Annotated in this window: 16 protein-coding genes and 3 pseudogenes; 10 read left to right on the top strand and 9 right to left on the bottom strand. The window is 68.1% G+C overall.

Annotated features, from left to right (window positions below; translation table 11 throughout):
- Positions 1-146 (bottom strand): annotated as a pseudogene (locus tag ACFQ6X_RS18770) (electron transfer flavoprotein subunit beta); the annotation flags it as partial.
- Between the two features lie 180 nt (positions 147-326).
- Here ACFQ6X_RS18770 and ACFQ6X_RS18765 point away from each other — a divergent pair.
- A complete protein-coding gene (locus tag ACFQ6X_RS18765; protein ID WP_383182802.1) occupies positions 327-998 on the top strand; it encodes a TetR family transcriptional regulator in 672 nt (223 codons plus the stop codon).
- Between the two features lie 94 nt (positions 999-1,092).
- Here ACFQ6X_RS18765 and ACFQ6X_RS18760 read toward each other — a convergent pair whose 3' ends face one another.
- Positions 1,093-2,031, bottom strand: coding sequence for a DUF3048 domain-containing protein (locus tag ACFQ6X_RS18760; RefSeq protein WP_383182783.1), 939 nt, complete (start codon positions 2,029-2,031; stop codon positions 1,093-1,095).
- A gap of 387 nt (positions 2,032-2,418) precedes the next feature.
- On the opposite strand from ACFQ6X_RS18760, the pseudogene ACFQ6X_RS18755 reads away from it, so the two are divergent.
- The 7 genes and pseudogenes from ACFQ6X_RS18755 to ACFQ6X_RS18725 form a co-directional block, all read left to right on the top strand.
- A pseudogene (locus tag ACFQ6X_RS18755) lies at positions 2,419-2,618 on the top strand (TetR/AcrR family transcriptional regulator); the annotation flags it as partial.
- Between the two features lie 271 nt (positions 2,619-2,889).
- Positions 2,890-3,613: pseudogene (locus tag ACFQ6X_RS18750) on the top strand (GNAT family N-acetyltransferase).
- A 169-nt stretch (positions 3,614-3,782) separates the two neighbouring features.
- Positions 3,783-4,280, top strand: coding sequence for a hypothetical protein (locus tag ACFQ6X_RS18745; RefSeq protein ID WP_383182781.1), 498 nt, complete (start codon positions 3,783-3,785; stop codon positions 4,278-4,280).
- 320 nt (positions 4,281-4,600) lie between these two features.
- Positions 4,601-5,341, top strand: coding sequence for an amino acid ABC transporter ATP-binding protein (locus ACFQ6X_RS18740; RefSeq protein ID WP_383182800.1), 741 nt, complete (start codon positions 4,601-4,603; stop codon positions 5,339-5,341).
- Positions 5,342-5,406: 65 nt separating this feature from the next.
- Complete coding sequence (locus ACFQ6X_RS18735) at positions 5,407-6,258, top strand: glutamate ABC transporter substrate-binding protein (RefSeq protein ID WP_383182779.1); 852 nt, start codon at positions 5,407-5,409, stop codon at positions 6,256-6,258.
- Positions 6,259-6,334: 76 nt separating this feature from the next.
- Positions 6,335-7,000 (top strand): amino acid ABC transporter permease, encoded by a 666-nt coding sequence (locus ACFQ6X_RS18730; protein WP_383182777.1) that lies wholly within the window; start codon positions 6,335-6,337, stop codon positions 6,998-7,000.
- Positions 6,997-7,938, top strand: coding sequence for an amino acid ABC transporter permease (locus tag ACFQ6X_RS18725; protein WP_383182775.1), 942 nt, complete (start codon positions 6,997-6,999; stop codon positions 7,936-7,938). Before ACFQ6X_RS18730 ends, ACFQ6X_RS18725 begins: the two co-directional genes overlap by 4 nt.
- A gap of 145 nt (positions 7,939-8,083) precedes the next feature.
- Here the strand turns inward: ACFQ6X_RS18725 and ACFQ6X_RS18720 are convergent, their stop codons facing one another.
- From ACFQ6X_RS18720 to ACFQ6X_RS18710, 3 genes are all read right to left on the bottom strand, one after another.
- Complete coding sequence (locus ACFQ6X_RS18720) at positions 8,084-9,085, bottom strand: GDSL-type esterase/lipase family protein (RefSeq protein ID WP_383182773.1); 1,002 nt, start codon at positions 9,083-9,085, stop codon at positions 8,084-8,086.
- Between the two features lie 394 nt (positions 9,086-9,479).
- Positions 9,480-10,661 (bottom strand): S8 family peptidase, encoded by a 1,182-nt coding sequence (locus ACFQ6X_RS18715; RefSeq protein ID WP_383182771.1) that lies wholly within the window; start codon positions 10,659-10,661, stop codon positions 9,480-9,482.
- Between the two features lie 288 nt (positions 10,662-10,949).
- Positions 10,950-11,495 (bottom strand): Zn-ribbon domain-containing OB-fold protein, encoded by a 546-nt coding sequence (locus tag ACFQ6X_RS18710; protein ID WP_383182798.1) that lies wholly within the window; start codon positions 11,493-11,495, stop codon positions 10,950-10,952.
- A 110-nt stretch (positions 11,496-11,605) separates the two neighbouring features.
- Here ACFQ6X_RS18710 and ACFQ6X_RS18705 point away from each other — a divergent pair, with 110 nt between their 5' ends.
- A complete protein-coding gene (locus tag ACFQ6X_RS18705; protein WP_383182769.1) occupies positions 11,606-12,286 on the top strand; it encodes a TetR/AcrR family transcriptional regulator in 681 nt (226 codons plus the stop codon).
- Between the two features lie 123 nt (positions 12,287-12,409).
- Here ACFQ6X_RS18705 and ACFQ6X_RS18700 read toward each other — a convergent pair whose 3' ends face one another.
- The 4 genes from ACFQ6X_RS18700 to rph all read right to left on the bottom strand — a co-directional run bounded on the left by ACFQ6X_RS18700 (position 12,410) and on the right by rph (position 17,660).
- Positions 12,410-13,258: an amino acid ABC transporter ATP-binding protein gene (locus ACFQ6X_RS18700; RefSeq protein WP_383182767.1), complete on the bottom strand. Its 849-nt coding sequence runs from the start codon at positions 13,256-13,258 to the stop codon at positions 12,410-12,412.
- A 5-nt stretch (positions 13,259-13,263) separates the two neighbouring features.
- Positions 13,264-14,049, bottom strand: coding sequence for an amino acid ABC transporter permease (locus ACFQ6X_RS18695; RefSeq protein WP_383182765.1), 786 nt, complete (start codon positions 14,047-14,049; stop codon positions 13,264-13,266).
- Positions 14,050-14,063: 14 nt separating this feature from the next.
- A complete protein-coding gene (locus tag ACFQ6X_RS18690; protein WP_383182763.1) occupies positions 14,064-14,870 on the bottom strand; it encodes an ABC transporter substrate-binding protein in 807 nt (268 codons plus the stop codon).
- A 192-nt stretch (positions 14,871-15,062) separates the two neighbouring features.
- On the bottom strand, positions 15,063-17,660 hold the full coding sequence (rph, locus tag ACFQ6X_RS18685) for a rifamycin-inactivating phosphotransferase (protein WP_383182761.1): 2,598 nt from the start codon (positions 17,658-17,660) through the stop codon (positions 15,063-15,065).
- A 582-nt stretch (positions 17,661-18,242) separates the two neighbouring features.
- On the opposite strand from rph, the gene ACFQ6X_RS18680 reads away from it, so the two are divergent.
- Entirely contained in the window at positions 18,243-19,097 is an 855-nt protein-coding gene (locus ACFQ6X_RS18680; RefSeq protein ID WP_383182759.1) for a gamma-glutamylcyclotransferase family protein, read from the top strand.
- The last annotated feature ends 3 nt before the right edge of the window (positions 19,098-19,100 follow it).

Below are 19,100 nucleotides of genomic sequence, written 5' to 3'. Positions count from 1 at the left end.
TGCAGCGCCTGCTCGACCGCGTACTCGTCCAGCTCCGACAGCAGACCGTCGACGTCGTCACGGTCCAGGGTCAGGTCATCGGCGAAGTGCCGGTCACCGGTGGCGTCGGGCACGTACTTCACACAGACAACGATCCTCAAGCTCACGCCGGCTCTCCTAGCTGATGCGGTTCGTGAAATCGACAATATGGCACTCAGTACCCCTATGCAAGGCACCTAGTGCCAATTCCAGTGTTCCGGTGTTACGTTCCCCGCATGACTGAAGCGCGCAGGCGACGCAAGGCGGCAGCCGAACCGGACTCCGCGAAGCCCCCCGTCAAGGTGCCGATGCGGGAGGCGCTGGCCGAGGCGGCCTTTCAGCTGTTCCTGGAGCGCGGCTTCGAGCGGACCACAGTGGACGACATCGTTGCGCGGGCGGGCGTTGGGCGTCGTTCGTTCTTCCGGTACTTCCCGTCGAAGGAGGATGCGGTCTTCCCCGACCACGAGCGCTGCCTGGCCGACATGACCGCTCTCCTGGACGGGCGCGAGGATCCCGATCCCGTCGGTGCGGTGTGCGACGCCGCGCGGCTCGTCATGCGGATGTACGCGGCGAACCCCGAGTTCTCCGTACAGCGCTACGGGCTGACGCGTGAGGTTCCGGGGCTGCGCATGTACGAGCAGTCTGTCGTGCGCCGGTACGAACGCACCCTGGCCGCCTACCTTCGCGGGCGCTGGGCCGGGGTGCCCGAGGGCGGTCTGCGGGCCGACGTGGTGGCCGCCGCGGTCGTGGCCGCGCACAACAACGCGCTGCGGTCATGGCTCCGTTCGGGCGGAGTGGGGGACGCCGACGTCGCCGTGGACGGCGCCCTCGGACTGGTGCGTGACGTCTGGGGGGAGGCGGCAGACCGGCCCGCCGGGGGTCGCGAGGCGGAGGGTGAAGTGGTCGTCATGGTCGCCCCGAAGGGTGCCCCGATGTGGCGCGTCGTGCAGCAGATCGAGTCCGCCCTCGGCGACGGCTGATCGTGTAGAGGGAACTCAGTACCTTTGTCCACGGTCCTTCCGACGGCTCCCGTGCCCCGTGTGCGGATCGGCGTACTCCGGTGGCGGCCCTGTGTCACTTCGGTACGAGCACGATCCAGACCTGGCCCGTCGCGAACGTCATCGGCTCGCCGTCCTCGGTGGTGAAGCCGGTCGGCGACTCGGCGGTATTTCGCTCCCATGCCACGTCGTACGACTTGCCGTCACGCAGGACGGCCGCCGAACCGGACCCCACGGTCGCGCTGAAAGGCGAGGTGTTTCCGCCTCGGTCCCGGAAGCGCGAATCCTGCACGTCCACGTCCTGCAGGACCACTGTGGCCGCTCCGAGCCGGTCCCCGGTGGCCGTACGGGCCGGGGTGCCGTCCATGCTCACCAGCCACTGGTCCCGGTCCGCGGACCAGGTGAAGGTGAACCGTGCTGACGGGTACGACACGGTGCGCCCGCTGACGGGAGTACCGCCCGGGGGCGGCGCAGCGAAGCGGAGCCCGATGTCCTCGGCCGCGTTCACCCCGGTGCGGGCGTGCGGGATCTTCGCCGGGCGCAGGTACAGATTGTGCGGTGCGGCGCGGTCCCCGCTGCGGAAGTAGGCGTCCGGTGCCTTCGACGGCGGCAGCGCTTCCAGGGGCGCCGCTTCGATCGACGGCCGGAGGGCGGACTGGGCGCCCGAGTACGCGAGCGTGGGCTCGTCGAACTGTCGGAGCAGCTCCAGATCCGTTTCGCGAGCGCTGCGTACGGGGCCGATGACGGACGGCACGTCGGAGGAGTAGGCGGCGAGTATGCGGCTGAGTCCGGCCTCCACCTGCTCCACGTAGACGATGTCGGCCTTCTCGAGCCCGGTCGGCGGCCGAGCCGCTTCCACGTTGTCGATCTTCACTGCGAGGACGTCGGCGCGCTGCTCCGATGACGTCGGGGGAGTTTCCTTCCCTCCGCCCGAGCTGCCGCAGGCCGCCGTGAGGGCGAGCGTGAGTGCGGCGAGTGCGGCGGCGGCCGATCTCTTCGTTCCGGAGGTACGCATGGCTGCCGCCCCTTTCGAGCCGGATCTGCGGCATGGCACCCGGCTCATGTCTTCTGCGGCGATGGCTTCCGGTCCATCATCACGCAGAAGACCGGCGGGAGCCCCTCAGACGCGGCGTCGGTATCTCTCCGGCGCCACGCGGCCGACCGGCGACGCGTCAGAGAAGTTCGAGAACCGCCGCGTTGGCCATGCGGCCCGACTACGCACATGGCGGGCAGCGGATCCGGTTGTCCCGCATGCGGTGGACAGTGGGGTCATCAGCCGATCGCCGTAGCCGCCGAGCGGGTGGCCGGGGGCCATCGCGCCACCCTTGGGGTTCATTCGCCCGTAGTCGGCGCCGGTCTGCTCGGGGCGCGGTCGGCCCACGACGGACGCCATGAGCAAGCGATCGCGCGGATCCGGCTCGCAGACGCCGCAGTTGTGCCTTTCGACGAGGCCGGATACGGCAGGACAACCGTCGACGACATCGCCGAACGTGCCGGTCCGGGGGTACGACGTTCTTCCGGTGCTACCCGTCAAGGGAAGATGTCATCTTCCTCGACCACGACCGGCTCCTCGACTTCATCAGGGACGGACTGGCGACCTCCAGGTTCCCGGAGCGACCGCTTGAGGGCGGCAGGCCGGGATGGCGGCAGGGGAAACCTGCACCGACGCCGACCGAGGCCATCGAGCTGGCCCGCGGCTTCCCCACGCCGGAGGCGCTCGAAATCCGTCCGATCCTCGAATCGGCCTGAGCAGCATGCCGCCCTCGAAGCCCTCGATGCCCGTCCGCCCGGATACCCGGCGTGCCCGAGCAGCACGACCTACCGGGTCGAAGCGCTGTACCCCTTCACAGGAGTTGACTTGGCACTGACATCGGTGAGCTACCGACCTCTGACCGGTCCCGAGGAGATCGGCCTCTTCTGCCGGCTCTCCTACGTTCTCGACCACGAACTGACCGGCGACTTCGTCCGCGGCTGCCGCCGCCCCGAGTGGGCCTGGGTGGCCCTGGACGGCGACCGTCTCCTCGCCCGGCTCGCCTGGTGGACGCCCCCGGGCGGTGACGTCCCGCTGCAGTTCGACTTCCGAGCGGCTACGGCTCCAGTGGACCCCGTCGTCCCCTGTCCCAGAATCCAAGGGGCGTCTCGCCTTCCGCCCGGTGGCCGACCGTGAGGACCTCCTCGCCCTGATGACCCCGGTCATGGAGGGCACCCTCGACGCCCACGGCCGGGCGGACCTGGCATCCGGACTGAGCCCGCGCGAGGCGGCGGAACGGCACTACGACGGAGAGTTCGCCAGGTTCACGAGTCCGCACGAGTGGTGGCGCATCGCCGAACTCCCCGACGGTGGCGGTCCGGTGGGCTTCGTCGTCCCTGCCCGCAACAGCTACCACCCGATCATCGCGTACGTCGGAGTCCTGCCCGCACACCGCGGAAACGGCTACATCGATGAGGTCCTCGCCGAAGGCACCCGCATCCTGGCCGCCGAGGGCGTAGACCGGATCAGGGCATCGACGGACCTCGGCAACGTCCCCATGGCGAAGTCCTTCGCCCGCGCCGGATACGTCAACTTCGAACGCTCCCTCAACCTGGTCTGGGACTGACACCACCTACCGCGTCCCCGGAATCCGCGCGAACGTTCTCCGGAGACGCGGCAGGGGCCCGACCCGTGATGCGGTGCACGCACCTGTCCCTCGACCTCCTGCGGACCGAGGCCGCTCGGGAGGGCGGTCGGGGCTTCTCAGGATGAGGGCGGAGGCCCATGATGACGGGATGGCTGTCAGCGAGGATCTGCTCTGGGACGCGGAGGACAAGGGCACGCGGATCGTTCCGCGGCTACGGCGCATGGCGGTGATCGGCGGCTGTCTCGGCCTTTTCGGCCTGGTGCTGTGGGTGGATTCCGACGTCAGGTGGGCCCTCTGCGCGGCTGCGGCCTATGTGCTCGTGGAGGTCGCGCACTGGGCGTGGGACCGGCGGCGCCTGGTCGAGGCGCGGATCGTCGTCGGCGAGTCCGGCGGTCTCGCAAGGCTCCGCCTCCGGCATGCCGGCGGACGGATCACGGAACACGACCCCCACCACGTGGCCCGGGTCCTCATCATCCACGACAACGTCCACGACTCCGCGAAGCTTCGTCTGCGCTTGCGGCGGAAGCGGCTCTTCTTCGGGCGTCCAGGGTATTCCCCGGTGCTCACGACGTGGCGGGAGACGTGTCCGGGAGCCGCCGTCAACGACAGGAACGCCTGGTGGGGTATGCCGGGGATCCCTGACTAGCACGGGCCCCTCCGTCTCCTGACGTGAGACACCGAGCCCGAAAGCGAGCGACCCGGGCTGTCCGGCCGAGGCCGAAGGCGGCAGCGGCGCTTCGGATCCTGTGACATCGGGCGGCGAGTCCTCGGCGCCCCCAGCGTTTCAGCAGGGGGCCGGGACGCAGACCGGTGATCGTCTCCAGCGCCCGCTTCGACCCGTCCGCCGGGTACCCGGCCTGCCCGGCCTCCGCAGTCGGCCCACTCCGCATGCGACCGCGGCGAGGTCGACGGACGATGAGCACGATGAGCGCAGCAGCGGTGACCAAGGGGGATGCCCTTCCAGGCATGAGCGATGCCCTGGTCGTGCTGAGCCACGTCAACAAGCACTTCGGCGCGCTCCATGTGCTCCAGGACATCGACCTGACGATTCACCGGGGCGAGGTCGTGGTCGTCATCGGCCCGTCAGGCGGCGGCAAGTCAACGCTGTGCCGCGCCATCAACCGGCTGGAGACCATCGACTCGGGCGAGATCGTCATCGACGGCAGGCCGCTGCCCGCCGAGGGCCGCGAGCTGGCAGGCCTGCGTGCCGATGTGGGCATGGTGTTCCAGTCCTTCAACCTCTTCGCCCACAAGACCGTCATGCAGAACGTCACGCTGGGTCAGATCAAGGTCCGCAAGAAGGACAAGTCCTCGGCCGAGGAGCGGGCGCGCTCCCTGCTGGAGCGGGTGGGTGTGGCCTCCCAGGCGGACAAGTACCCGGCCCAGTTGTCCGGCGGGCAGCAGCAGCGCGTGGCGATCGCACGGGCGCTCGCCATGGACCCGAAGGTGATGCTCTTCGACGAGCCGACCTCGGCCCTCGATCCCGAGATGATCAACGAGGTGCTGGAGGTCATGCAGCAGCTCGCCCATGAGGGCATGACCATGGCCGTCGTCACCCATGAGATGGGCTTCGCCCGTTCAGCCGCCAACCGTGTGGTCTTCATGGCGGACGGCCGGATCGTGGAGGAGACGACGCCCGAAGAGTTCTTCAACAACCCGCGCAGCGAGCGCGCCAAGGACTTCCTGTCGAAGATCCTCCACCACTGAGCGGGAACACCTGCTCACCGCTCCCGCCGCCACACCCCGTGCGGCAATCCCTAGGAATGATCACCATGAACCCTCGCAAGACCACCGCCGCCGCTGCGGCCGCAATCCTGTTGTCCCTGACCGCGGCCGCCTGTGGCTCCGACGGTGGCACCGACACCGCCGCGGGCACCGCGGCGGGCAGCCGTGCCGACACGATCACCATCGGCATCAAGTTCGACCAGCCAGGGGTCGGTCTCAAGACCCCGGACGGCGACTACACGGGCTTCGACGTCGATGTCGCGACGTATGTCGCCAAGGAGCTCGGCTTCCAACCCGAAGACATCGAGTGGAAGGAAGCCAAGAGCGCCGACCGCGAGACGCTGCTCCAGCGGGGCGACGTCGACTTCATCGCCGCGTCCTATTCGATCAACGACGAGCGCGAGAAGAAGGTCGACTTCGCAGGTCCCTACCTGCTGGCGCACCAGGACATTCTCGTCCGCGCGGACGACGACTCCATCAAGAAGCCCGAAGACCTGAACAACAAGAAGCTCTGTTCCGTCACCGGGTCCACCTCGGCGCAGAACGTCAAGACGGAGCTCGCACCGAAGGCGCAGCTGCAGGAGTACGGCGGCTACTCGGAGTGCATCACCGGCCTGGAGAACGGGGTCATCGACGCGGTGACCACCGACGACTCCATCCTGGCCGGCTACGCCTCCCAGAAGGAGTTCGAAGGAAAGTTCAGGCTCGGCGGATTCAAGCTGAGCAACGAGAACTACGGCATCGGCGTCAAGAACGGCAGCGATCTGAAGGCCAAGATCAACGCAGCGCTGGAGAAGATGGTCGCCGACGGCACCTGGGACAAGTACGTCGAGAAGAACTTCGGCCCGGCGGGCTACAAGAACGAGCCCGCACCGAAGATCGGCGTCGTCGTCACCTGAACGGAGCTGACCGGCGCGCCGCCCCGCACGTGGGCGGCGCGCCTCACGCTTCACGCACCGGGAATTGCGGGAGATCGTGTTCGATTTTCTTGAAGGTTACGACCTGCTGGGGGCCTTCTGGGTGACGGTGCAGCTCACCGTCTACTCCGCGATCGGCGCCCTGATCTGGGGAACGTTCCTGGCCGCCATGCGGGTCAGCCCCGTTCCCCTCATGCGCGGTTTCGGCACCGCCTATGTGAACGTCGTACGGAACATCCCCCTGACGGTGATCATCATCTTCACCTCGCTCGGACTGTTCCAGACCCTGGGCGTCAGCCTCGGAGCCGAAGACTTCGAGACCATCAACTTCCGGCTCGCCGTGCTCGGCTTGATCGCCTACACGTCCGCATTCGTGTGCGAGGCGCTCCGCTCCGGCATCAACACCGTGCCCCTCGGGCAGACGGAGGCCGCGCGCGCCATCGGCCTGAGCTTCCCCCAGGTGCTCAGGCTCATCGTCCTTCCGCAGGCCTTCCGCTCCGTGGTGGGCCCGCTGGCGAACGTACTGATCGCCCTGACGAAGAACACCACCGTGGCCGCCGCGATCGGGGTCGCCGAAGCGGCGACCCTGATGCGGGAGATGATCGAGAACGAGGCCCAGCTCATCCTCATCTCCGCCGTCTTCGCGGGCGGATTCATCTGCCTCACCCTGCCGACCGGGCTGTTCCTCGGCTGGGTCAGCAAGAAGGTTGCCGTGAAGCGATGACCTCCGTCCTCTACGACGAACCAGGGCCGGGCGCCAAACGGCGCAACGTCCTCTACACGATCGTGTTCCTGCTGGCACTCGGCCTCGTGGCCTGGTGGGTGATCCAGAGCCTCGCGGACAAGAACCAGCTCGAATGGGCGAAATGGCGGCCCTTCTTCACGGACTCCCGTGCCTGGTCCACGTACATCTGGCCGGGGCTGAAGAACACCATCCTTGCCGCCGTGCTCGCCATGGTCATCGCGCTGCCCCTCGGGGCGTTCTTCGGTATTGCCCGGCTCTCCGAACACTGGTGGGTGCGCGGAGCGGGCGGAACCGTCGTCGAGTTCTTCCGGGCCATTCCCGTGCTGATCCTGATGCTCTTCGCCAACGCGGCGCTCGCGGAGTTCACCGACGTCAGTCCCGACAGCCGGCCGCTGTACGCCGTGGTCACCGGGCTCGTCCTCTACAACGCCTCGGTGCTCGCCGAGGTGGTGCGCGCAGGCATCCTGTCGCTGCCCCGTGGACAGACGGATGCCGCCAAGGCGATCGGCATGCGCAAGGGCCAGACCATGACGAACGTGCTGCTCCCACAGGCGGTCACCGCGATGCTGCCGGCGCTGGTCAGCCAGCTGGTGGTCATCGTGAAGGACACCGCGCTCGGCGGCGCGCTGCTCGGCTTCTCCGAGCTTCTCGCCTCGGTCCGCCCGATGAGCGCGAACTACGGGGCCAACACGATCGCGTGCTTCACCGTCGTCGCGGCGATCTTCGTCGTGCTGAACTTCGCGCTCACCACGTTCGCCTCATGGCTGGAGAGCAGGCTGCGACGCGGAAGGAAGTCCACCGGAGCGGTGGTCGGCGTGGACGCGGTCGCCCAGCTCTCCACCCCGGGGGAGCCCATGGAGCCGGGCGGACCCGGGGCGTCCGGCGGCAGATCGAAGGACGACCGCCCCCGGTCGTGAGCCGGTCGTGGGCCGGTCCCGGAGGCCCGCTTCGTCGATGTCCTACGGGACAGCCTCAGCCCAGGTCGACCTCAGCCCAGGCCGACCGAGAACGTCCGGCATCGGGGGCAGCAGTCCTTGCCCGGTTCACGGGTGGCCCCGTCCCTTACCAACCCGTCGGCAGGCTCCTGAGGAACGGGGCAAGCCGGTCGGCGATCACCCGGTCGTCGTGAGCCGAGGTGTGCCCGTCACATCCGAGGAAGTCCAGGCCCGACTGATCGAGAAACCAGTAGTGGACCCGGCTGTCGCGGGCGGCGTTGCGCGCCTCGACCACTTGCCGCACATGCTCGGCATTTCTGTCGAAGCCGACGGCTACGAGGGCGGTGCCGGCACCGTAGCGAGTCCGCAATTTCCGGAGGAACTCACCGTAGGCGGTGCGGTAGGCGGCCGCGAGGCTGTCGGGCGTCCACGGTTCACCGGGGGTGAGGTCGGAGAAGTCGTTGGAGCCGAGGTTGACCACCACGATCTGGGGACGCCACGTTCCCGGGTTCTGCCAGACGTCGCCGTCCACGTTCAGCAGGGCGCGGTCGTAGTAGGTCCGGTACGTGACGTCCGGGCAGATGCCGGCGACGTTGCGCACCATGCCGAGGCCGGAGAAGCCGTTGATCTGGTAATCGGCGTCCAGCTGCTGGGCGGTGAGGGCGCCGTGGCTCACGTCGCTGTTGGTGTTCCGTCTGAGCTGCTCCGGATTGCAGTCGCTGGTGCCCGACACATTGCCGTAGCCCACCGTGATGGAGTCCCCGATGAACTCGATCTGGCGGTCACGGGGCGCCGGCCTGCCCAGTACGGCGCCCCCGGGCACGGCGACGAAGCCTCCGAACGTACTGGTGTCGCCCGGGGTGTCATTGCGTTTGACGACTCGGACCGTGTGCTCGCTGTCCCGCAGGCCGTTGATCCAGTGCGTGGTGTCGCCGGGTGTGACCAGGGTGGCGACGGCGGCCCCGTCGACCTGGACGTCGTAGTCGGCGGCCGCGCAGTCGAGTACCACCCCGAGCCCGGTCCCGCGGAAGCGGCCCTCGAAGTACACCCCGGGCCAGCTGAACTGCACCGTCTTCCCCAGGTCCTTGACCCGTCCTGCGGTGTGCACCTGCTCCGAGACACTCTTCACGGGGACGGGGACCAGTTGCCTCAGCTCATACCGCGGGCCCGCGTCCACCGCGGCAGGCGCCGCCGGGCGCCGCCCGCGCCCTGGCTTCGGGTTCCCTCCTCTGAAAGTCATCTGCGTGCCATTTCTCCGTCCGGGTGGCGCATCGGTGGGTCACGGCTGAACGTCCGACACTCCACCCCTGCATGTCAACAAATTTTGCTCTGAGCGCCTGCGGCGACCGGACCGGCACCAGCGGCCAGGCAGCCGGGGGGGGCGATGCCGCCGAACCGCACCAGGGGTTCCTCTCGAAGGTTCTGTGACCTGACCGAGTCGCAGGTGCCGCACGGCCGGTGCCCGAGGAGTTGCCGCACCCTGCCGGGTGGGAGCTCCTCGGGCACCATGTGTTCCCGCCGTTCTAGAACAGCGAGTGCAGCAGCTTGTTCGGCGAACCCGTGAGGGGGTTCTGGACCTTACCGCTCGTCGCGTTGTTCACCAGAGCGTTCCGGACCTGGGCCGGGGTCGCGGTCGGGTGGGCGGAGAGGTAGAGCGCCGCCACGCCCGCCGTGTGCGGGGTTGCCATGGACGTGCCCGAGATGGTGTTCGTGGCGGAGTCGCTGTCCTTCCACGCCGAGGTGATGTCCACCCCCGGCGCGAACAGGTCCAGGCACGTGCCGTAGTTGGAGAACGAGGCGCGGGCGTCTGTCCTGTCCGTCGCGCCGACCGTGATCGCCTCGGGGACGCGGGCGGGTGAGTAGTTGCACGCGTTCGCGGGGAGGCCAAGGATCGGGAGACCGTTGCCCGCGGCGATCGAGTAACTGACGCCGGAGGCGATCGACTTCTTCACCGCGTCGTCGAGCGAGGCGCTGGCGCTGCCGCCGAGGCTCATGTTGGCGACGGCCGGCTTCCTGGCGTTGGCCGTCACCCAGTCGATGCCTGCGATGACGCCGGCGGTGGTGCCGGAGCCCTCGCAGTCCAGAACGCGAACGGCGATCAGCTTGGCGCCCTTGGCGACGCCGTACGTCTTGCCGCCGACCGTGCCCGCGACGTGCGTGCCGTGGCCCTGGCAGTCCTGGCCGTTGCGGCCGTCGCCGACCGTGTCCTTGCCGACGCTCGCGCGGCCGCCGAACTCGTTGTGGGAGGTGCGGATTCCGGTGTCGACGATGTACGCGTTCACGTTCGAAGCGGACGTGACGTGCGCGTACGTAGTCGACAGCGGCAGGTTCCGCTGGTCGACCCGGTCGAGGCCCCAGGTTGCGTTCGCCTGGGTCTCGTTGAGCCGCACGATCGAGTTCTGCTCGACGTACGCCACGCGCGGATCGGCCGAGAGCGCCTTCGCCCTCGCCTCCGACAAGGAGGCCGAGAAGCCCGCGAGGACATTGCGGAAGGTGTGCTTGGGCGTGACGCCGAGATCGGCGGCACGGGTGCTGCCGTCCTTCAGGACGACAATCCAGCTGTTCTGTACGGCGGTTACGGAGGGGGCGAGGCGAAGATCGCCGATGATCGCACCTTGCGCGGTGGGGGAGACGGCGAACTGGAGACCGGTCGCAACGGCGAGCGCGGATATCAGCGCCCCGACGCGACGGGCAGTGACTCTCATCTAGTGCACCTGACCTTTCGTTGACCGGGTTACGGACAAGTACGGTCGTGCATGGTGCCAGGATGTGCGGTTGCGCGAGCCAGGGCCTCGCAGTGTGACCTACGACACAAGATCGCGACTGGCGAGTAAGTGCCTCTGAAATAAGGGGAGTTGGAGACCGTCACAGGGTGTGGATCTTGTGCGCGTGTCTTGACTGCCTGAAATGTCGCTCAGGGGCGTGTGGTTGTTCCCAGGGGTTCCGGCAGCGCCTGCCTGTCGGTCGGTGGCTGTCCGCGAGCAAGGTGACGCTTACGCGGTAGCGGGTGCCAGGACCGTGAAAACGGGCACTCTGCCGTCCGTGAAGTGCTGGAAACGCACCCGTGTGCCGATGCTGGGTGCGGGCAGGGTGCACCCGCTGAGGCGTGCCTCGATGCGGAAGCCGTCATCCAGGCCGACCAGGCACACGAGGCGGGGTATGTGCCCCTTTCGCGGCCTGTATTCGTAGTCGTCTATCCGGCCGGAGCCCTGGCTGTCCTCCCAGGTGAGCTCTTCGCTGCCGCAGTGGGGGCAGATGGCTCGGTGGCCGAACAGGGCGCTGGTGCACCAGGTGCACCGCTGGAAGCGGAGAAGGGAGGGTTCCTCGGCGGTCTCCGGTGCGGGCTCGTTGGTGGTCCGGTAGTACACGGTTGCTCCTGGGCTCGTGGCGGTGAGGAGGGCAGGGCGGGGTGGCCGGGGCGGCGGGCAGTGCGGGGCGGCCTCACGCGGAGCTCCCGGCCCGGCGGCTGCGTCACGCTTCGTCGGTGCCCAGCCGTCGTGGAGCGGCTGGATCGGCAGCTCGGACTCGCTGTGTGCCATGGAACTCACACCGAACCTCCAGCGGTACTGAATCTCGCCTTGACGGTACTCAGTATCATTCGGCAGGGCAAGTGGCCTCCGGAGGCCGAAACGGGGAAAGATGGGCGATCATGAGCAAGCCATCCGCGCGGACCCGACTCGCAGACGCCGCCTTCGCGCTCTTCGACGAGGGCGGATACGACCGGACAACCGTCGACGACATCGCCGAACGCGCCGGTCTGGGCCGTACGACGTTCTTCCGGCACTACCGGTCCAAGGAAGACGTGATCTTCCCCGACCACGACCGGCTCCTGGACCTGATCAGGGACCGGCTGGCCACCTCCAGCCACAGCACAGCCCTCGTCGCCGTCTCCGATGCGGTCCGCCTGGTCCTGCTGCACTACCTGGACGAAGGCGACCTCGCGCGCCGGCGGTACCTGCTCACCAGCAAGGTGGCCACCCTCCGCGACCGCGAGATCGCCAGCGTGGCGCGCTACCAGCGGCTGTTCCGCGAGTTCATCGCGGACTGGATGGGCGACTCGGCCCAGTCGGCGTCACTCCGGGCCGAACTCATGTCGGCCGCGGTGGTCGCGGCCCACAACCACGTGCTGCGCCGCTGGCTCCGGGGAGAGACCACGGATCCGGTCGGCGAGGTGGACGAGGCGATGCGTGAGGTGCTCGCTCTCTTCCCGGCGGCCGACTCGCCGACGACGGGAACAGGTACCACGGTCGTCGCGTTCCGGACCGGTCAGGACATCGACGCGTTGCTTCCCTCGCTGCGACGACTCGTCGAGGGCGGGACCGAGGACTGAGGACCGAGGACTGAGGACTGAGTACCACCCTGCCGTTCGGCGCAACGAGTGGGGCCGTCGGGAAGGCGCTCGCAGAGCCGGAGGGGGAAAGGGAGTCGCTCCCCGTCCCCTCCGGCTCCGGTTCTAGAGCGGGCGGTCGGGCCGTTTTCCCGACCCGTCGGCATCCCCGGCCGGATCCTCGCTGAGGCCCGCGGTGGCCGGGGTGAGCAGGCGCGCGAGGAAGGACCGGGTACGGGCATGGCCCGGCGCGCCGATCACCTGCTCCGGGGTGCCCTCCTCGACGATGACCCCGCCGTCCATGAAGACGACGCGGTCCGCGACCTCCCTGGCGAAACTCATCTCATGGGTGACGACGAGCATCGTCATTCCGTCGTCGGCCAGTGAGCGCATCACGGCGAGGACGTCCCCCACCAGTTCCGGGTCGAGGGCGGAGGTCGGCTCGTCGAAGAGCATCAGTTCCGGGTCCATGGCCAGTGCCCGCGCGATCGCCACCCGCTGCTGCTGACCGCCGGACAGCTGCGCCGGGTAGGCGGACTCCTTGTCGGTCAGGCCCACCCGGGCCAGCCGTTCGCGGGCGATCCGCGCCGCCTGCGCCTTGTCGCGCCCGAGAACACGTCGCTGAGGCAGCGTCAGGTTCTCCAGCGCCGTGAGGTGCGGGAAGAGGTTGAACGACTGGAAGACCATGCCGATCCGCCGGCGCACCCTGTCGATGTCCACATCCGGATCGGTGACCTCGGCGCCGGCCACCATGACCGTTCCCGAGGTGGGCTCCTCCAGCAGGTTCACACAGCGGAGCAGCGTGGACTTGCCCGAGCCGGACGGGCCGATGACGCACACCACCTCGCCCCGGGCGACCGTGAAGTCGATGCCCGCGAGCACCTCCAGGGTCCCGAACGACTTGTGCAGGCCCCGCACCTCGATCGCCGGTGTGTTCGCCGCCGCCGCGCCGTCCGTCACAGGAGCCGCCTTCATCGCGCTCACCTCGCCCTCGCCGCACGCGCTTCGAGCCGTCGGACCAAGTGGCCGAGCGGCAGGGTGATGATCAGGTAGCAGAGTCCGGCGACCAGGATCGGGGTCAGGCTGCGATTCTGGTTCAGGGCATCCCGACCGAACTTCGCCAACTCGTACTGGGCGAGTGACAGGCCCAGCAGATACACCAGGGACGAGTCCTTGGTGAGCAGGATCAGTTCATTGGTGAGCGGGGGCAGAACGATGCGCAGGGCCTGCGGAATGATGATGGACACCATGGCCCGGCCCTGTGACATCCCGAGTGAACGCGCCGCCTCCATCTGCCCCTTGGGGACGGCCTGGATCCCGGCTCGTATCGTCTCCGCCATGTAGGCGGCGCCGACGAGCCCCAGCGCCAGCATCACCGTCACATACTGGTTGAGCGCCACCTGGAAGGCGAGCGGGACGCCGAATCCCAGGGCGATGAAGACCAGCAGGGCGGGAACCCCGCGGAAGAACTCGATGTAGGCAATGGCCAGCCAGCGGTACGGAGGGACCTGCGACAGCCTCATCAGTGCGAGGAGGAGCCCCATGGCCAGCCCGAAACCGAAGCCGAGCAGCGTGTAGATGACGGTGTTGACGAGGGCGGTGGTGATGATGTCGGGGAACTGCGCCTTGGCCACGTCCACATCGAAGAACGCCCGTCCGATCTCGCCCCAGTCGGCGATCAGGGCGACGGCGAGCAGGACAGCGGCGAGGACAGCGTATTGAACACCCCGGATGACGCGGGTGCGTTGTCGGCGGGATATGGGCATCAGTGGTGGATTCCTCAACTCGTGGGGGCGGCGGGGAACCACTTCTTGTAGATGCGGTCGTAACTTCCGTCGGATTTGGCCTTGCTGATCACCGCGTCGACCTCCTTGCGCAAGGCATCGTTTCCGGTACGCACTCCGATGCCGTACTGCTCGCCCGTATCGAACTCGGCGGTGACCTGGGTGTCCGGGTTCTTCCGCACGTACTCGAAGAGCACGCCGTTGTCGTTCACCGCGGCGTCGACCTGTCCGGTCTTCACGGCCGTGAGCAGCAGAGCCAGATCCTCGAACTGCACGGTCGTCACCCCCGGGGCGTTCTTCTGCGCGTACGTCTCTCCGGTGGTGCCCTGCTGGACCCCGAGCTTCTTTCCCTTGAGGCTCGCCAGGGAGGTGAAGGAGGACCCCTTCTTGGCGACCAGGGCCTGCGTGGCGTCGAAATAGGCTGCGGAGAAGTCGAGGTTCTTGGCACGCACCGGAGTGATCGTCATGCCCGCCGCCGCGAGGTCGCATTTGCGGGCGTTGAGGTCCTCGCCGCTCTGGATGCCCTCGAAGGGCGTGTCCACGATCTCCTGGGTGACCTTGAGCTTCTTGGCGACCAGATCCACCAGGTCCACGTCGAAGCCGACGATGGCATCGCCCTTGCGTACCTGGAAGGGTTCGTACGGCAGATGTGTACAGGTCGTGAGCTTCCCGGAGTTGACCAACTCCAGTTCCGTGCCGCCCGACCCCGAGGGCTTGGTGCTGGTGCAGCCCGTGAGTACGGCAATGGCGGTGACGGTGGCGGTCGCGGTGGCCAGCAAGGGCAGCACGGAACGATCGGACATGGCATCTCCAATGTGCGGTCGGTCAACGAGCCCACTTCGTCAGTGAGTTGCGCTGATCCTGCCATCGGAGGTGCTGGATGTCGCCTGTTGAGTCGTGGGAGGTCCGTGAGGGCCGGGGGACGAGTCCGAGCCGGTCCGCGGTGCCGCGTACAGGACGTGATGAGGCCCCGTACGCGGCAGGGGCAGCGTCGGTCAGGGCAGGATCTCGATGTACCCGTCGGTGCCGTGCACGCGGATCCGCTGCCCGTCCCGGATCAGCCGGGTGGCCTGCTCCACGCCCACGACGGCCGGCAAGCCGTACTCCCGGGCGATCACCGCGCCGTGCGTCATCAGGCCGCCCACCTCCGTCACCAGGCCCGCGATCCCGACGAACAGCGGCGACCAGCTGGGGTCCGTGAAGGTCGTGACCAGGATGTCGCCCGCCTCGAGATCGGCCTCCGCCATGTCCAGGATGACGCGGGCCCGTCCCTCGACGGTCCCGGCGGAAACAGGCAGGCCGACCAAGGCGCCCTCCGGCACGTCATCGCGCCGGTACGCCCCGGTGACCGCCTCGCCGTCCGATGTGAGCACCCGGGGCGGTGTGAGCGCGTGGTACGACCGGAACGCTTCCTTGCGCTGCTGGATGAGCCGGTCGTCCACCTGGTTCGAGCGAGCGACGTCGTGGAGTTCCTGGAAGGTGAGAGAGAAGATGTCCTCCTTCTCGGTGAGCACGCCCGCCTGCACAAGGCGCTCGGCCTCCCGCATCAGGGCCTGCTTGTAGACGAAGTAGCGGCTGACGATGCCGTATTTCGGGTACTCCCGGTATCCGATGAAGGTGCGGACCCGGTCGATCATCCGCTTGGTCTCGTCGGCCTTCCGATCCCCGTCCGGCAGGGCACGCAGGCGCGACAGCACGTCCTGCTCCTTCTCCTGCGCCTTCTGCCGCCCTTGCTCGAAGCGCCGCTCGGCGGCACCCGGCTCGAAGATCCTGACGTTGTCGAGGATCACGGGCACGAGCGTGGTGGGGCGCTCACGCCAACGCGGCCTCGTGATGTCGATCTCGCCGACGCAGCGCATGCCGTACCGGTCGAGGTAGGACTCGATGGCGTCGCGCGCCTCGGCCCCGCCCGTGAGCTTCGCCAGTTCGTCGAGGAAGTCCTCGTCCTCGACACCCTGCAGGAAGGCCACGACCTCCGGGTACGGGCGGATCACGTCCGCGACGTCGAGCAGCGCCAGTCCCATCTCGGAGGTGATGTTGTCGGGGGCGGACAGGGTCAGAGTGTCAGCCGCGTTCTTCTCGCCCAGCCACTCCTGCAGCTTGTCGTTGAGCCACCACGTGGCGTCCATCCCCGCCATGATCGCCTGCATGCTCAGCGGGTCACCGAGGACTCGCTTGTGCTCCTCGAAGGCCTTCAGCAGGTAGTCGAACAGCGCCGCTCCGGTCTTCGTCCGGATGTCGCGCTCCAGGGCGGCGACGGATGCCTGGCTGCGCTCGATCAGCCCGGTGACGACGGCCGGATCGGTCTCGATCGGAGCGGGCGCACCGCCGGCCGGCGGTCCGCCGGGGCTCGCGTCCGGGAGAGACGGGACGAAGCCGTCGTGGTCGAGGACGGTCTCCAGAGCGTCCCTGATCAGCGGATCACCTCTCCCTATGGCGTCCAGGAGACCGGCGCGGCTCGTGGGCGAGGCCAGCCGCCGGGTGACGTCGACGAACAGTCTGCCGCCGGCCTCGTGCATCTGCACCATGGCCGTCAGCTGCCACATGGAGAACCCAAGGGGCTTCATGGGGTCGGTCATCATCTGCCCGTGACCGACGGAGACGTAGACGTGATTCTCCTGGTCGCCGGCCTCGGGAATGGGGAACAGCGTCGTGATCGGCCGGCTCTGGACGATCTGGAAGCCGTCGTCGACCAGACACCATTCGATGTCCTGCGGTCGGCCGAAGTGTGCTTCGATCCGCCGCCCGAGCTGTACGAGCCGCACGACCTGCGCATCCGTCAGCGCCGGCTGCTCCTGCTGCCGGGAGCCGATCGCCACTTCCTGCGTACCGCCGTCCGGGAGGGCGCGAACGGCACGCTGTTTGGCGGCGATCACCTTGGAGACGACCTCGTCGTTTCGCACAGTGAAGACGTCCGGGTTCACCAGGCCGGAGACCAGGGCCTCGCCGAGGCCGAAGCCGGCGTCCACGGTGGCGACCTTCCGGTTGCCCGTGACGGGGTCGGCCGTGAACAGGATGCCGGACGCATGGGGGAAGGCCATCTGCTGCACGACCACGGCCATGTGGACCGTACGGTGGTCGATGCCGTTGCGCCGGCGGTAGATCACGGCCCGCTCGGTGAACAGCGAGGCCCAGCACCGGCTGATGTGCCGCAGGATCGCCTCCGGCCCCACGACGTTCAGGTACGTGTCCTGCTGGCCGGCGAAGGAGGCAGTCGGCAGGTCCTCCGCCGTCGCGCTGGATCGCACGGCGTAGGCTGCGCGCTCGTCGAGCCGGGCGAGCGCACCGGTGATCGCCGCCGCGAGATCGTCCGGGACGGCCACCTCTTCGATGGCTTGCCGAACCTGCGCGCTGAGCGTGCGGATCCCCTCCCGGTCGTCCGGGCTCAGGCGCGACAGCTGATCGAGCCGATCGTCGATCGACGGCTCTTCGGCCATGATCCGCCGGAAGGCGTCCGTCGTCACGCAGAAGCCACCCGGCACGCGGATGCCCTCGATCCGCGACAGCCCGCCCAGGTGTGCGCCCTTGCCGCCGACGACCGCGACCTGCTTCTCGTCGACGTCTTGAAGATCCAGAACGTATGGGTCGATCATCGTGATGCCTCCGAGGCAGCCGTGCTCCCTTGCACCGGAGCGGCCGATCGGATCACCGGTACCTCCAGCTCTGTCGAACTTCTTGTCGAGCGCGTCGTCATCTCCTGTCGTCCTTCCTCCGACGAACCGGGCGGCTGCGCCGCCCGGTCGGGCGGCGCGCACACCCGCACCACCGCCCCGAGCGCCCGCGCCCGCACTGTCGGTCCGACAACTGATTCGACGTCACCGCGTCCCCCACGCGTCGACAACACACGCACGTAGTGCCCTTCTTTCTGCAGGTTGTGGCCTCGGCCGACGATTCTGCGCCACCACCCGGGCCTTGCCGCAAGCCCCCCATTGCGCTATAAGTTGAGAGTGGCGGGAGAGAGATCTCCTTGCCTTTATTTTTTTGCCCGTCCACCGGAACTGACGAGCGTCTCCCGACGTGGCGGCGCGCCGCGTGCGCTCCCTGCCCGGCGTCCTCCGAACAGCCGCGCGCGTGTCGAATCGCTTCCACTCGGCGGCGAACGTGATGATGTCGTACGCAGGTCGAGCCGGACTCCGACAAGACCCCTCTCCCGAAGCATGCGGCCTGGAGGGCGAATGAACCCTGAGTGCACCATCGAGCGGCGCACGGCGATGCGGCTGGGAGGGATGATCGCACTCGGCGGGAGCAGCGCGATCGTGGGCGCCGGCCCCCCGACGTCCCCATCGACGGGTAGCCCTGCACCTTCGCCACCGCTCACGGGGCGCACCTACCTCTTCGGGTACGGGTCCCTGATCCAGCGAGCGTCGCGGACCTCGACGTGGCCCACGGCGGAAGAGGCCGTACCCGTGGAGGTCCGGGGCATCAGCCGCGGGTGGTACGACCGGGTCGATACCGTCAGTTGGGGCCCTACGTATCTCGGAGCCGTCCCCAAGAAGGGCGCCAGCTGCAACGGAGTCCTCTTCTCCGTCACCCAGCAGGAACTCGAAGACTTCACACGCCGTGAATCCGGATACCGGCTGACCCGCATCCCCGCGGGCGACATCTCCGTACTGGAGGGGAGCCAAGACCCTCCCGCCGGTTCTGTGTGGTATTTCGCCAACGTCACCAAGCGCTTTCCGAACGAGGAATTCCCGATCGTCCAGTCCTATGTGGACGTGTGCCTGGACGGCTGCCTGGAAATCGAGGACAGCTGTCCGGAAGCCCGAGAAGCCCAATTCGCAAGGGAGTTCATCAGAACGACGACCGACTGGCGGACACCGTGGTTCAACGACCGGATCTACCCGTGGCGGCCCTTCGTGCACGTGCCGCGCGCCGACGCCATCGACACGCTGATTCGTGACGGAGTCGGGCAGGACCTCTTCGACAAGATCACGCTCCCGCCCGGTCCCAGCCGGCCTTCCTGGACCCACGGCATGACGATCGGCCGGAGTGAGGGACCGGAACGGGGAAGTTTCTTGTGGCCTCCCTGATCC

Origin of the sequence: Streptomyces sp. NPDC056452, assembly GCF_042796085.1 — a bacterium.
Taxonomy (GTDB): Bacteria; Actinomycetota; Actinomycetes; order Streptomycetales; family Streptomycetaceae; genus Streptomyces.
The sequence above is the reverse complement of the archived record's forward strand: the minus strand, read 5'-3'. Positions and strand labels throughout refer to the sequence as shown.

Bases quoted from the DNA above. Each gene is read 5' to 3' on its own strand.
- ACFQ6X_RS18765 (WP_383182802.1), top strand. From the start codon at position 327: ATGCGGGAGGCGCTGGCCGAGGCGGCCTTTCAGCTGTTCCTGGAGCGC.
- ACFQ6X_RS18760 (WP_383182783.1), bottom strand. From the start codon at position 2,031: ATGCGTACCTCCGGAACGAAGAGATCGGCCGCCGCCGCACTCGCCGCA.
- ACFQ6X_RS18745 (WP_383182781.1), top strand. From the start codon at position 3,783: ATGGCTGTCAGCGAGGATCTGCTCTGGGACGCGGAGGACAAGGGCACG.
- ACFQ6X_RS18740 (WP_383182800.1), top strand. From the start codon at position 4,601: ATGAGCGATGCCCTGGTCGTGCTGAGCCACGTCAACAAGCACTTCGGC.
- ACFQ6X_RS18735 (WP_383182779.1), top strand. From the start codon at position 5,407: ATGAACCCTCGCAAGACCACCGCCGCCGCTGCGGCCGCAATCCTGTTG.
- ACFQ6X_RS18725 (WP_383182775.1), top strand. From the start codon at position 6,997: ATGACCTCCGTCCTCTACGACGAACCAGGGCCGGGCGCCAAACGGCGC.
- ACFQ6X_RS18715 (WP_383182771.1), bottom strand. From the start codon at position 10,661: ATGAGAGTCACTGCCCGTCGCGTCGGGGCGCTGATATCCGCGCTCGCC.
- ACFQ6X_RS18710 (WP_383182798.1), bottom strand. From the start codon at position 11,495: ATGGCACACAGCGAGTCCGAGCTGCCGATCCAGCCGCTCCACGACGGC.
- ACFQ6X_RS18705 (WP_383182769.1), top strand. From the start codon at position 11,606: ATGAGCAAGCCATCCGCGCGGACCCGACTCGCAGACGCCGCCTTCGCG.
- ACFQ6X_RS18700 (WP_383182767.1), bottom strand. From the start codon at position 13,258: ATGAAGGCGGCTCCTGTGACGGACGGCGCGGCGGCGGCGAACACACCG.
- ACFQ6X_RS18695 (WP_383182765.1), bottom strand. From the start codon at position 14,049: ATGCCCATATCCCGCCGACAACGCACCCGCGTCATCCGGGGTGTTCAA.
- ACFQ6X_RS18690 (WP_383182763.1), bottom strand. From the start codon at position 14,870: ATGTCCGATCGTTCCGTGCTGCCCTTGCTGGCCACCGCGACCGCCACC.
- rph (WP_383182761.1), bottom strand. From the start codon at position 17,660: ATGATCGACCCATACGTTCTGGATCTTCAAGACGTCGACGAGAAGCAG.
- ACFQ6X_RS18680 (WP_383182759.1), top strand. From the start codon at position 18,243: ATGAACCCTGAGTGCACCATCGAGCGGCGCACGGCGATGCGGCTGGGA.